Origin of the sequence: Pseudomonas sp. BF-R-24 (assembly GCF_019947335.1) — a bacterium.
GTDB classification, from domain to species: domain Bacteria; phylum Pseudomonadota; class Gammaproteobacteria; order Pseudomonadales; family Pseudomonadaceae; genus Aquipseudomonas; species Aquipseudomonas jessenii.
Map to the genome: position 1 here is coordinate 19,574 of NZ_JAGYGG010000024.1, position 12,845 is coordinate 32,418.

13 protein-coding genes are annotated in these 12,845 nt (G+C 60.2%); 2 read left to right on the forward strand and 11 right to left on the reverse strand.

Going from position 1 to position 12,845, the window contains the following annotated elements; translation table 11 throughout:
* Positions 1 to 10 precede the first annotated feature (10 nt).
* From KGA98_RS18985 to minC, 7 genes are all read right to left on the reverse strand, one after another.
* On the reverse strand, positions 11 to 2,122 hold the full coding sequence (locus KGA98_RS18985) for a mechanosensitive ion channel family protein (protein ID WP_256355572.1): 2,112 nt from the start codon (positions 2,120 to 2,122) through the stop codon (positions 11 to 13).
* Between the two features lie 126 nt (positions 2,123 to 2,248).
* Complete coding sequence (locus KGA98_RS18990; protein ID WP_150814116.1) at positions 2,249 to 2,563, reverse strand: hypothetical protein; 315 nt, start codon at positions 2,561 to 2,563, stop codon at positions 2,249 to 2,251.
* Between the two features lie 36 nt (positions 2,564 to 2,599).
* Complete coding sequence (locus KGA98_RS18995; RefSeq protein ID WP_150812344.1) at positions 2,600 to 3,889, reverse strand: M18 family aminopeptidase; 1,290 nt, start codon at positions 3,887 to 3,889, stop codon at positions 2,600 to 2,602.
* A 199-nt stretch (positions 3,890 to 4,088) separates the two neighbouring features.
* The gene (locus tag KGA98_RS19000; RefSeq protein WP_046037585.1) at positions 4,089 to 4,724 is read right to left on the reverse strand and encodes an RluA family pseudouridine synthase; all 636 of its coding nucleotides are present in this window, start codon (positions 4,722 to 4,724) and stop codon (positions 4,089 to 4,091) included.
* Between the two features lie 91 nt (positions 4,725 to 4,815).
* On the reverse strand, positions 4,816 to 5,070 hold the full coding sequence (gene minE, locus KGA98_RS19005) for a cell division topological specificity factor MinE (RefSeq protein WP_007974947.1): 255 nt from the start codon (positions 5,068 to 5,070) through the stop codon (positions 4,816 to 4,818).
* Between the two features lie 3 nt (positions 5,071 to 5,073).
* On the reverse strand, positions 5,074 to 5,886 hold the full coding sequence (minD, locus tag KGA98_RS19010; protein ID WP_090453967.1) for a septum site-determining protein MinD: 813 nt from the start codon (positions 5,884 to 5,886) through the stop codon (positions 5,074 to 5,076).
* A 202-nt stretch (positions 5,887 to 6,088) separates the two neighbouring features.
* Positions 6,089 to 6,826: a septum site-determining protein MinC gene (gene minC / locus KGA98_RS19015; protein WP_090457784.1), complete on the reverse strand. Its 738-nt coding sequence runs from the start codon at positions 6,824 to 6,826 to the stop codon at positions 6,089 to 6,091.
* A gap of 118 nt (positions 6,827 to 6,944) precedes the next feature.
* Between minC and KGA98_RS19020 the strand changes: the two genes are divergently transcribed.
* Positions 6,945 to 7,877, forward strand: coding sequence for a lipid A biosynthesis lauroyl acyltransferase (locus KGA98_RS19020; protein ID WP_090453969.1), 933 nt, complete (start codon positions 6,945 to 6,947; stop codon positions 7,875 to 7,877).
* Positions 7,878 to 8,009: 132 nt separating this feature from the next.
* On the forward strand, positions 8,010 to 9,182 hold the full coding sequence (locus KGA98_RS19025) for a patatin-like phospholipase family protein (protein WP_090453970.1): 1,173 nt from the start codon (positions 8,010 to 8,012) through the stop codon (positions 9,180 to 9,182).
* Between the two features lie 115 nt (positions 9,183 to 9,297).
* On the opposite strand, the gene KGA98_RS19030 is transcribed toward KGA98_RS19025, so the two are convergent.
* The 4 genes from KGA98_RS19030 to KGA98_RS19045 all read right to left on the reverse strand — a co-directional run bounded on the left by KGA98_RS19030 (position 9,298) and on the right by KGA98_RS19045 (position 12,771).
* Entirely contained in the window at positions 9,298 to 10,083 is a 786-nt protein-coding gene (locus KGA98_RS19030) for an outer membrane protein OmpK (protein WP_057715764.1), read from the reverse strand.
* Between the two features lie 32 nt (positions 10,084 to 10,115).
* Complete coding sequence (locus tag KGA98_RS19035) at positions 10,116 to 10,460, reverse strand: hypothetical protein (protein ID WP_218542826.1); 345 nt, start codon at positions 10,458 to 10,460, stop codon at positions 10,116 to 10,118.
* Positions 10,460 to 11,245, reverse strand: a complete 786-nt coding sequence (locus KGA98_RS19040; protein WP_150812346.1) for an outer membrane protein OmpK — start codon at positions 11,243 to 11,245, stop codon at positions 10,460 to 10,462. Before KGA98_RS19040 ends, KGA98_RS19035 begins: the two co-directional genes overlap by 1 nt.
* A 167-nt stretch (positions 11,246 to 11,412) precedes the next feature.
* Positions 11,413 to 12,771, reverse strand: coding sequence for a nucleobase:cation symporter-2 family protein (locus KGA98_RS19045; protein WP_159389546.1), 1,359 nt, complete (start codon positions 12,769 to 12,771; stop codon positions 11,413 to 11,415).
* Positions 12,772 to 12,845: the final 74 nt, after the last annotated feature.

Genomic DNA, 12,845 nt, shown 5'->3' on the forward strand with positions numbered 1-12,845 from the left:
AAGCTCGCTCCTACACGGACTGTTCTGGCGCACCACCCGCGGTAATCACCTGAATACTCATCCGCGGTGTCGCCAGATCCAGTCCGGCTTCATCCATGTGCCGCTTGAGTGACAGGTTGAACGCCCGCGAAACCTCCCACTGCTTGATCGGCGCCGTCTTGAACCGGGCGCGAAGGATCGCGTTGCCCGACTCGAAACTTTCCACCCCCTGGAACTCCAGCGGCGACCAGATATTGCGCCGCTGCAGCGGGTCGGTGCGCATTTTCTGGCCGACTTCGCGCATCAGTTTGATTGCGTTGTCGATGTCCATGTTGGCCGGCACCGCTACCCGGAAGATCGCGTAGCCGAATTCCCGGGAGTAGTTCTTGATGCTTTTGATTTCGCTGAACGGAATGGTGTGGACGATGCCGTCGATGTCCCGCAGGCGCACGGTACGGATGGTCAGGCCTTCGACCGTGCCGAGGTGGCCTCCGACATCCACGTAGTCGTCAATGGCCAGGGAGTCTTCGATGATGATGAACAACCCGGTAATCAGGTCGGCTACCAGCGACTGCGCACCAAAACCGATGGCCAGACCGATCACACCGGCACCGGCCAGCAGGGGCGTGACGTTCATGCCCATGTTCGCCAGGGCAACGATCAGCGCGATGATGAAAATCGCTATGAACAACACATTGCGGATCAGCGGCATCATCGTCTGTGCGCGGGCATTGGCCAGGCCTTTGCGCGAGCGGGTGAGTGCGTGGTGCACGGCGGTATCGCTGAGAATCCAGATCAGCCAGGCAAACAGCAGCGTGCCGGCGAGGCTGAACAGTTTGACGCTGACTTCGTGGCCGTCGCCTTCGGTAAAGCGGATCAACGACATGCCCCAGACCCGCAGGCCGAGTTCGATAAAGGCCAGCCACACCAACAAGTGAACGATGGTGTAGAAGAAGTTTTTCAGCCGTTCCGAATACACCGCGTAGCGCCGGATGCCGCGCTGCGGTTTGAGGGCGTGACGGCGTACCAGGCCGTTGATGACCATGCACAACACCAGCAAAACGGTACAGATCAGCGACTGGCGCAGGGCGGTGCTGGTGTCGCCGGCGGAAATGAACGTCGCGAACAGGGAAATGGCCACCAGCACCAGCGCCGGTACGTACCAGAAGGTGCCGAGAATCGACAGGGTGTCGTTGAGGGCGCGTCGGGTCAGGCGTCGGGACAGTGGCTGGTTGCGGATCAGGTGGGCGATCGGCCGGCGGAAACGCAGGATGAAGCGCCCCGTGGAGAGCGCGGCCAGGACATTGGCGGCAGTCGCGGCGGTATGGGCCAGATGGCTGCCGAGGCTGTTGACCAGTTGCGGATCGCTCAGCGCTTCGCCAAACGCGGCGAAGCTGCCGATCAGCCATAGCGGCCGAAACGCCTGGTGCCGCAGGATGTACAAGGCGCGGTGGCGGTGTGGGCCGTCGAGCAGGGAAAAGGCAATCACGCAGATGGCCGAGAAGCAGGTGCCGACCACCAGTGCATAGGCCAGCACCATCGCCAGGCTTTTGCCCAGGGACGAGGGCAGGGCGTAGCTCATGTAGACCGTGATCACCAGGGCGATCAGCCATGGCCCGAGTTTGCGCAGCGCAAAACGCAACATGTCCAGGGCTCTGGGATGCTGCGGCAGTTCTTCGGTCAGGCCGAAACGCATCCGCACGCGGTGGCTGATCCAGATCAGGGCGGCGGCCAGCAGGCTCCAGACCATCAGGATCATGGCAAAGGCGAACAGCATGGGCAGCCATTCATTGGCCGGCAGCGCCAGCGCCACCAGTTCTTCCCTGGCCTGATCGAATTCACTGGACCAGAGCGTGAGCGGACTGTCGACGCCGGAAAATTTCTTCTCGAAATTGGCCAGGGTTCCGCCAATCAGACCCAGTACGCCTTCTTCGGTAATCGGCTGGGCCTGTTTGGTGGTGTCGCGGAGCTTTTTCAGGTCGGCCAGCAGCTTGGAGCGTTGCTGGTCGTTCTCCAGTGACTTGATCACTTCGTCCAGAGATTGCCCCAGCGGTTCCTGTGCTTCGGGCTGCGCCTTGGCCTGGTTGTTGAGCAGGCCCGGCAGGCCGGCCGCCTGGGCAGGCGTCACTGACAGCAGCGTCATCAGGCAGACAAGGACAATACACGGGAGGGAAAAAAGACGAGCGAACACTAGGCGGTCAACCTCGCAGGGAGCGGATCGACCGAGTGTACGAGCCCGTCAAAATCAATGCGAGCCAAGGGCGAGGAATTATTCGTTGAGTTTGGCGAGGATCTTGAGAACAACGGTCGCGAGAATGGTCAGCATGCCGATCCACATGGCAAACACGCCGGCATTCTTGTCGCGAAAGTTGAAGCCGACGGCCAGCAGGAGCATCCCGGCAAGAATCGGAATCAGCATGGCGTGAAAGGTAGACATCGAAATCATGGAGACGGCCTTGTCGAAGGGATACTGGAAGTCTAGGCGGCTTTTTTGCACCGTGTTGTCTGTAGGAGCGAGCTTGCTCGCGATGAACTTCAGGGCGCCGCGTTTATCCAGAAAACACGCGTAATCGTTCACGTCCATCGCGAGCAGGCTCGCTCCTACAGGGTATTGCGGGGTTTACGGCAATTCGCGGCAGGCGTAGAACGCGTTCAGCACCTTGACCAGATGCGCCAGGTCCTGGCTGCCGCACAGTTCGCGGATCGAGTGCATGGCGAACGTCGGCAAGCCGATATCCACGGTGCGCACGCCCAGGTGGCTGGCGGTGATCGGGCCGATGGTCGAACCACAGCCCATGTCGCTGCGCACTACGAAGCTTTGCACCGGCACTTCTTCAGCCATGCACAGGTGACGGAAGAACCCGGCGGTTTCGCTGTTGGTGGCGTAGCGCTGGTTGCTGTTGACCTTGATCACCGGGCCGGCGTTGAGTTTCGGACCGTGGTTGGCATCGTGCTTGTCGGCGTAGTTCGGATGCACGCCGTGGGCGTTGTCAGCCGAAACTAGCAGGGATTTCTGAATGGTGCGTACGAATTCATCACCTTCAGGCAGCAAGCGACGTAAGGTTTGCTCAAGCATCGGGCCGTCGGCACCGCAGGCCGAGCAGGAACCGACTTCTTCGTGGTCGTTGCAGACCAGCACGCAGGTTTCGTCGGTGTCGGCCGTCAACAGCGCTTGCAGGCCGGCGTAGCACGACAGCAGGTTGTCCAGGCGCGCGCCGGCGATGAAGTCGCCATGCAGGCCAATGACCGCAGCGCTTTGGGTGTCGTAGAAACTCAACTCGTAATCGAGCACCACGTCGGCATTCAGGCCGTGTTCGCGGGCGAGCTGGTCGGTGAGCACCGCGCGGAAGTCCACGCGCTCGTCACCGGCAAATTGCGCGAGGATCGGCGGCAGTTCGGTCTGGGCGTTGATTGCCCAACCCATGTTGGCTTCACGGTTGAGGTGAATCGCCAGGTTCGGAATGATCGCGACCGGTGCCTTGAAGTCGATCAACTGGCTCTCGACCTTGCCATCACGACGGAAGGTTACGCGGCCCGCCAGGGACAGGTCGCGGTCGAACCACGGCGCCAGCAGCGCGCCGCCATAGACTTCAACGCCCAGTTGCCAGAAGCCCTGGCGTTGCAGTTCCGGTTGCGGCTTGACGCGCAGGCACGGGCTGTCGGTGTGGGCGCCGACCAGGCGAATGCCGCCGTGCAGCGGTGAATGGCGGCCCATCTTGATCGCGACAATCGAAGAGTCGTTGCGGGTGACGTAGTAGCGACCGTTGGCTTCGGTATTCCACGGCTCGCGCTCGTCGAGGCGTTGGTAGCCCGCCGCTTCCAGGCGCTGAACAAGGCTGGCGGTGGCATGGAACGGGGTAGGGGAGGCCTTGAGGAAATCGATCAGGCCTTGGTTCAACTCTTCGCGCATAAAGTAGCTCCAGACAGCAGTGGCGCCAGTTTAACGTATTGGCCTGGTAAATGGCGTCGCACTGATTGTGGGGCTGACCATCGAAATTGAATCTGGAGGAGATCCCTTGTGGGAGCGGGCTTGCTCGCGAAGGCGTCGAGTCAGTCAATACATCGTTGAATGACACACCGTATTCGCGAGCAAGCCCGCTCCCACAGTTTTAGAACGGTGCCGGGCACTCGAAGCGCAGGCGTTCGCCACTTTGCGGATGGGTGAAGCTGAGCATGCTCGCGTGCAGACACAGGCGCGGCCAGGCCGCCAGCGCCTGCTCATGGGCATAGAGCCCGTCACCCAGCAGCGGATGACCAATCGAGAGCATGTGCACGCGCAACTGGTGGGAGCGGCCGGTGATCGGTGTCAGCTCAACGCGGCACCAGTCGCCGCAACGCTCCAGCACTCGCCAGAAGGTCAGCGCGTGTTTGCCGAACTCATGGTCGACCACGTGGCGCGGCTTGGTCGGCGGGTCGTAGCGCAAGGGCAGGTCGATGCTGCCACTGTCCAGTTCCGGCTGACCCCAGCACAGGGCGGTGTAGGCCTTTTCGGTTTCGCGGTCGTGAAATTGCCGGGACAGTTCGCGATGGGTGTCCGGGTCGCGGGCCAGCAGGATGATGCCGGAAGTCTCCCAGTCAAGGCGATGGACAATTCGCGCTTCCGGGTAGCCGTTTTCCTGCAGGCGGGTAATCAGGCAGTCCTTGTTGTCGTCGGCCCGGCCAGGGACAGAGAGCAACAGGGTCGGTTTGTTCACCACCAGTACGGCGGCATCCTGATGGATGATGTGGATGTTGGACAGCGGCATTAAAACAGCCTCGTAACAAACGCCAACGGCGGCTCAGGTCCCTTGCAGTCGCGCAAGGGGCCTGAGCCGCCGTGGCTCCAGCCGGATCGACTCAGCGATCTGGCAGGGTGATATTGAGTTCCAGAATCGAGCAGCTGCCCTGGCTTTCCAGTGCGACGTGCACGTCATCGGACCCGATATTGACGTACTTGCGGATCACCTCGACCAGTTCCTTCTGCAAGGCTGGCAGGTAGTCCGGGGTACTGCGTTGGCCGCGTTCGTGCGCCACGATGATCTGTAGACGCTCTTTCGCTACCGACGCGGTGCTTTGCTTTTTGTTGGCACGAAAGAAGTCAAAAAGGTTCATTGCTTAGTTGCCTCCAAACAGGCGCTCGAAGAATCCCTTCTTCTGTACATCAAGGAATCGATGATCCACGGTCTTGCCCAGCAGGCGGTCCACGGTATCGCTGTAGGCCTGGCCGGCATCGCTCTGGTCGTCGAGAATCACCGGAACACCCTGGTTGGATGCCTTGAGCACCGCCTGGGATTCAGGGATCACGCCGAGCAGGGTCACCGAAAGGATGTCCTTGACGTCTTCTACGCCGAGCATTTCGCCTTTGCTCACACGTTCCGGGTGATAACGGGTAATCAGCAGGTGTTCCTTGATCGGGTCTTCGCCGCGTTCGGCGCGACGGGACTTGCTGGCCAGCAGGCCGAGCATGCGGTCGGAGTCACGTACCGAGGAGACTTCCGGGTTGGTCACGACGATCGCTTCATCGGCGAAGTACATGGCCAGGTGGGCGCCTTTCTCGATGCCTGCCGGGGAGTCGCAGACCACGAACTCAAAGTCTTCCTTGAGTTGCATCAGGACTTTTTCCACGCCTTCGACGGTCAGCGCGTCTTTGTCGCGGGTCTGGCTGGCGGCCAGCACGTAGAGGTTTTCCAGGCGCTTGTCTTTGATCAGGGCCTGTTGCAGGTTGGCTTCGCCGTTGACCACGTTGACGAAGTCATACACCACGCGGCGCTCGCATCCCATGATCAGGTCGAGGTTGCGCAAGCCCACGTCGAAGTCGACGATCACTGTTTTGTGGCCGCGCAGAGCGAGACCGGTACCGATAGCGGCGCTGGTGGTGGTCTTACCCACACCACCCTTGCCGGATGTAACCACGAGAATCTTGGCCAAGGTGTTTCACCCCTAAGGAAAAAGGACTTTTCAGTCCCTGAAAAACATCTCCTGAAAAACTACTGCAGTCGGACAGCCTTGGCTGGAATCCGGTTTTGAGCGGCGTTTACCCCCGGTAAACACTGCTTTCGGCCTTTTTCCTACTTCGTTTGAGCCGTTTTCGCTACGTTTTAGAGATGCTTGGAAAATGCGGCAGTATCCGTTAAAGCCGAATGATGTTCAACACGTCGCCGGACAGGCTGACCTGCACACCCGAACCCCATAGCGGGTCGCGGCGCAGATCTTCGGAAACCTTGTAATGCCCGGCGATGGAAATCAGTTCAGCACTCATTTGCTGACAGAAAATCCGCGCCTTGGTGTCGCCCTTGACGCCGGCCAACACGCGACCACGCATCGGGCCGTATACATGGATGTTGCCATCGGCGAGAAGTTCCGCCCCCGGGCTTACCGAGGAGATCACCACCAGATCGCTGCCCTGGGCATAAATCTGCTGGCCACCGCGTACCGGCGAGGTGATGATTTTCGTCGGCTTGATGGTCGGCTCGGGCGGTTTTTCCGGTTTTTTCTTCGGTTCGCCTTCGGTCAGGTCCAGTGGACGCTCCCGGGCACCGGACGGTGGCAGCACCGGCAGGTCGACCGCGATGGCGGCGGCAATGTCTTCGATGCGGCTGGCGCGGATCGCCAGGGTACGCAGGCCATGCTGGCGGCAGACGCGCATCAGCCCTGGCAGATCGACCGCGCCTCCGTTGGCCGGGAGTTTGTCCAGGGCCAGTACCAGTGGCGCGTTGCTGAAGAAGTTGGGCGCCTGGGCGACCTTGGCGGCCAGTTGCCGATCAAGGCTTTCGAGGTCGTTACGGGCCAGTTCCAGCACCGTAATGGCCAGCATGCTGCCCTTCAACTGGAACACGGGATCTTGGTCTAGCGGTTCGGTTTGGCTCATGGTCGGCATACAACGACTTGTCACTAAAAGTGCCGAGACTTATAACGAGAACGCCCGCGGGCCGCAAGCCGGGTCGAACGATGTAGAATGCGCGGCCATTGTCATTCCGGAAGCATTAATGGACCGCCCGCGTTTTCGAAAAGCATTTCTATCTCCACGTTTCTGGCCACTGTGGTGTGGCCTGGGGCTGTTGTGGCTGATCGTCCAGCTGCCGTACCCGGCACTGCTGTGGATCGGTCGCGCACTGGGCGCATTGATGTATCGCGTGGCCGGCGACAGACGGCGCATTGCCAAGCGCAATCTGGAACTGTGTTTTCCTGAAAAAACCGCCGCCGAACGCAAACGCCTGCTCAAGGAAAACTTCGCCTCCACCGGCATCGCGTTCTTTGAGATGGCGATGAGCTGGTGGTGGTCGCGCAAGCGCCTGGCAAATCTTGCTCATATCGAAGGGCTGGAGCATTTGCAGCAGGCTCAGCGTGAGGGCAAGGGCGTGATCCTGATGGCCTTGCACTTCACGACACTGGAAATCGGCGCAGCGTTGCTCGGTCAACAGCACACCATCGACGGCATGTACCGCGAGCACAAGAATCCGCTGTTCGACTACATCCAGCGCCAGGGCCGCGAGCGGCACAACCTCGATTCGCTGGCGGTGGAACGCGAAGACGTGCGCGGCATGCTCAAACTGCTGCGCTCGGGCCGGGCGATCTGGTACGCACCGGATCAGGACTACGGCGCCAAGCAAAGCATTTTCGTGCCGCTGTTCGGCATTCAGGCCGCGACCGTCACCGCCACGAGCAAGTTTGCGCGACTGGGCAAGGCGCTGGTGGTGCCGTTCACCCAGGAACGTCTGGCGGACGGCAGCGGATATCGCCTGGTGATCCATGCGCCGCTCGAAGGCTTCCCCGGCGAAACCGAGGAGGCCGACTGCCTGCGCATCAACCAATGGATCGAAAGCGTTCTGCGCGAGCATCCCGAGCAATACCTGTGGGCCCATCGCCGCTTCAAGAGCCGCCCACCGGGCGAGCCCAAGCTGTACGCCAAACGCGTGTAGGAGCGAGCTCGCTCGCGATGGTGGCCAACGATAACGCGGGACACCTGACCCCCGCGGCGTTTTCACAACCATCGCGAGCAAGGGAACAGGTTGAAACAACGAAATCCCATCAAGCACCATGGAGAGTTGTGCATGAGTCCAGGCGAACCGGTTACAGGGTTGATTCTTTCCGGTGGCGGGGCTCGGGCGGCCTATCAGGTCGGGGTGCTGGCGGCGATTGCCGAATTGCTGCCGCCGGGGGCCCGCAATCCGTTCCCGGTGATCGTCGGCACCTCGGCGGGCGCGATCAACGCCGTCAGCCTCGCCAGCGGGGCGATGGACTTTCGTAACGCCATCGAACGCCTGACGGCATTCTGGCAGGGCTTTCGCAGTCATCTGGTGTTGCGCAGCGACTGGCCCGGGGTGATCCGCCAGGCCAGCCGCTTTGTCAGCCACAGTTTGCTCGGCATCGGTGCCCAGGTTCCGGTGGCGCTGCTCAACAGTTCTCCGCTGCGGGATTTACTCAACGACAAGCTGCATATGGGTGGCATCGCCGAAGCGATCGCACAGAAGCAATTGCATGCGGTGGCGGTCACCGCGTTCGGCTATGAGTCCGGCCAGGCCGTCACCTTCTATGAGGGCGGCGGCAAGATCGATGCCTGGTTGCGCCATCGGCGTATCGGTGTTCCCACCCGTTTATCCGTTGAACACCTGCTCGCCAGTTCGGCCATTCCGCTGCTGTTCGCCCCGGTGAAAATCGGCGAAGAGTATTTCGGGGATGGCGCGGTGCGTCAGTCGGCGCCGATCAGTCCGGCGTTGCATCTGGGTGCCAGTCGGGTGCTGGTGGTGGGCGTCAGTGGCAACCCCCGCGGGATTGACCCGCGACAACCCTTGTTGCGTAGCTACACCGGTCAGCAGCCGTCACTGGCGCAGATCGGCGGGCACATGCTCAACAGTACGTTCATTGACAGCCTGGAAAGCGACATCGAGCTGTTGCAGCGCCTGAACCAGTTCAGTCACCTGATGCCCGACGGTACACCCACCCGCGCTTTGGGCGTGGCGCCGGTGGACGTGTTGGTGATTTCACCGAGCCAGCCTATCGATGAGATTGCCGCGCGTCATCGCCAGGAATTGCCGGCGGCATTGCGCCTGTTTCTGCGCGGGCCGGGGGCGACCAAGACCAGCGGGGCGGGGGTTTTGAGCTACCTGCTGTTCGAGGCGGGGTATTGCAGCGAGTTGATTGAACTGGGGCGGCGGGATGCGTTGGCCAAGCGCGGGGAGTTGTGCCGGTTTCTTGGAATTGGAGAGTCTTTGGTTTCGGCTTGAGATGTAGGAGCGAGCCCGCTCGCGATGGACGAAAGGACACCGCGGGGTATCAGGACCCCAGCGTTATCGTTCACGACCATCGCGAGCGGGCTCGCTCCTACAGGAGGTTTTCAGATCAGAAGTGAACCTTGACCAGGAAGCTGGTCACGCTCTGATCGGTCTTGAAGCCCTCGCTGTCTTCGATACCGTATTTGTTTTTCCAGTAGTCATACTCGACACCGACGTACAGCTGCTTGGCACCCAGATTCAACGCCTTGCCCAGGTCGTATTTGACCTGCGGGTTGAAGTGCAGGTTGGCGTGGTACTCGCCTTTGCTGTTGACGTCGTTGTCTACCACCCAGTCCATGAAGCCGTCGATCAGGACGTCCGAGCCACCCACCGGAATGGTGTAGGACCAGACCGGAGTGATCTGCCAGACATCGTCACCCGGACGGCCACCCTCGGTGTGACGATTATAGAAGTTCAACTGGAAGTAATCGAAACCAGGAATGGCCAGGTCGAAACCAGGACCGACCAGGTACGACTCGGTGTCGTCTTCGCCGAACTCATACGTCATGGCCAGCAGCACGTCCTTGATCGGGCCGAACTCCAGCTTCTGGTCAAAGATCTTGCCGAACGACAGGCGTGGCTGGAATTCGCCGTAGTGAGTGTTTTCACCCGCGAAATGGTCTTCCTTGCCGTTGTAGAAGATTTTGTCGATGAAGAAGAAGTTGTCGCCGTACTTCCAGGCATCGGCGTGTTCGAAGGTCACCGTCTGCTGGATGCGCGGGTTGACCTGGAAGTCCTTGCCATACAGATAGGTCAGGCTGTTGTTTTGCCACTGCAGCAAATCGCCGGCCATGGCCTGGCCCCCGGCCAGCATCGATCCCGCCAGCATCAGGCTAGTGCACGTACGTTTCATTCGGTTGCTCCCAAAAAGTAGGTGGTTCCACGTTATTTTTTAAGGTCGGCGCTCTGGTGTGGCGCCTTTTTCTGTAGCGGTAAAAAATCATCCATTCGGTCAGCTTTAATGCTGTTAGCAAGAGCTGAGCCAAGGCTTTCAAAAAGCAAAAAAACTCCCGTTCGACGGCTCAAGAGCGGTCGATTGAGAGGGGTTTTGGAGTGCCTTGGTGCCTGCCAGAGCCGGGATAAGTTGGCTTTCTGGTCAGGTTTTACATCCGGGCTTTTTTTTAAACCGGATTCGGGCGGCCGCGGAGAATACTGACTCCTCGGCCAGGTCTCAAGTGCTCCGCAACGGCGCACCGACGGCAGGTTTTGGGCACGGTTGCGGAGCAGCATCAGAAGTGCACCTTTACCAGCAGGCTGGCGGTGTTTTCATTGGTGTTGAAACGGGAGCTGTCCTGGACGCCGTATTTGTCTTTCCAGTAGCTGTATTCGGTGCCGACATACACCTGTTTCTCGCGCCAGCCCAGGGCTTTGCCCAGGTCGTATTTGATCTGCGGGTTGAAGTGCAGGTTGGCGTGATAGGTGCCGCGGGAGTTCTGGTCGTTATCCACGACCCAGTCGATGTAGCCGTCGATCAACAGGTTCGAGTTGCCCAGTGGCAGGGTGTAGGACCAGGCCGGGCTGATTTGCCAGACATCATCGCCAGGGCGCGAGCCTTCGGTCTGGCGGTAATAGAAGTTCAAGGTGAAAAAGTTGAAGCCCGGTACCGCGAGGTCGAAACCGGGACCGATCATATAGGCCTCGGTGTCGTCTTCACCGTTCTCGTAGGTCATGGCCAGCAGCACGTCCTTGATCGGGCCGAATTCGAAACGGCGGTCGAGGATCTTGCCGAAGGATAGGCGTGGGCTGAACTCGCCGTAATAGGCATGAACGCCTTTGTTTCGGTCTTTCTCGCCGTTGTAGTAGGTGCTGTCGATGAACATGAAGTTGTCGCCGTACTTCCAGCGGTCGGCGTGTTCGAAGGTTATCGTCTGCTGGATCGCCGGGTTGATCGCGAAGTTCTTGCCATACAGATAGCTCAGGCTGTTGGTCTGCCACAGCAGTAGATCACCGGCCATGGCCTGACTCGCGGCCAGCAGGCCAGCACCCAACAGCAGGTTGGTTTGTGTCCGAATCATCTGTTGCTCCCTCTTGTTTTTATTTTAAGGCGCAGGAAACCCTTACCCTGTAGGAGCGAGCCTGCTCGCGATGGTCGTCAACGATTACGCGTGTTATCTGGATAAACGCGGTGTTCTCGGGTTCATCGCGAGCAGGCTCGCTCCTACAGGGGGCGTGTGTTTCCGGGTTAATGCGTGTGAGCGTGGCAGTCGTTGATGGCCGCGCGTTCGGCGCCACCAAGGATGTTGAACAGCAGGTTCAGCGTCAGCGCGCTGAGGGTGGCCATGGCGATGCCGCTGTGGGTGATCGGGCTCATCCACACGGGCAGGTGGGCGAAAAACTCCGGGCGTACAACCGGGATCAGGCCCATGCCGATGCTCACCGCCACCAGTAACTGGTTGCGACGGTCACCGATGTCGGCCTCCTGGAGAATCTTGATTCCGGTGGCGGCGACCATGCCGAACATCGCAATCGCTGCGCCGCCCAGTACTGCCGGAGGAATCGACGCCACCAAAAACGCGGCTTTGGGCAGCAGGCTCAAGACGATCAGCAACCCGCCGGCAACGATGGTCACCGAACGGCAACGCACGCCGGTCATCTGTACCAGACCGATATTCTGGGCGAAGGAGGAGTGGGTGAAGGTGTTGAAGAACCCGGCGAAGAACGAAGCGCCGGCATCGCACAACAAGCCTCGACGCAGCATCCGTGGACAGACTTCCTGGCCGGTGATCTTGCCCAGCGCCAGGAACATCCCGGTGGACTCGACGAAAATGATCACTACCACCAGGCACATCGAGAGGATCGGCGCGAGTTCGAATTTGGGCATGCCGAAGTGCAGCGGAGTGACGAATTGCAGCCATGGCGCCTGAGCCATGCCACTGAGGTCGACCATGCCGAGCAGGCCGCAGAGCACATAACCCAGGCACATGCCGATCAGCACGGAAATATTGACCCAGAAACCGCGCATGAAGCGATGCACCAGCAAAATGGTACCCAGCACCAGTGCGGCGATGGTCAGGTAAATCGGTGAACCGAATTGAGTGGCGCCGGCACCGCCGCCGGCCCAGTTCACAGCCACGGGGAACAGCGACAAACCGATCGAGGTGATGACTGTGCCGGTCACCAGCGGCGGGAAGAAGCGTACGACTTTGGACATGAACGGGGCGATGATCATGCCGAAGAAGCCGGCGGCGATGGTCGCGCCGAAGATCCCTTGCAGGCCGATACCGGGCATGCCGGCCATGGCGACCATGCTGCCGACGGCGGCGAAACTGGCGCCCATCATCACCGGCATGCGAATGCCCATGGGGCCGATGCCGAGGGACTGGACGATGGTGGCGATACCCGCCACCAACAGGTCGGCGTTGATCAGGAAGGCGATTTCTTCACGACTCAGGCCAGCGGCCTGTCCGATGATCAGCGGTACCGCGATGGCACCACCGTACATCAGCAGAACATGTTGCAAACCGACCAGGATCAGTTGCAAGAGGGGCAAACGCTGAATGGCGGGTGCGTCGGGGATGCGCGCTTCGGATAGCTCGGACATGCAACACCTCGGATCTTTTTATTCTTGTGATTTACAGCTGCAGTGCTGCTGGCAGCTGTATTCGAATCAGGTGG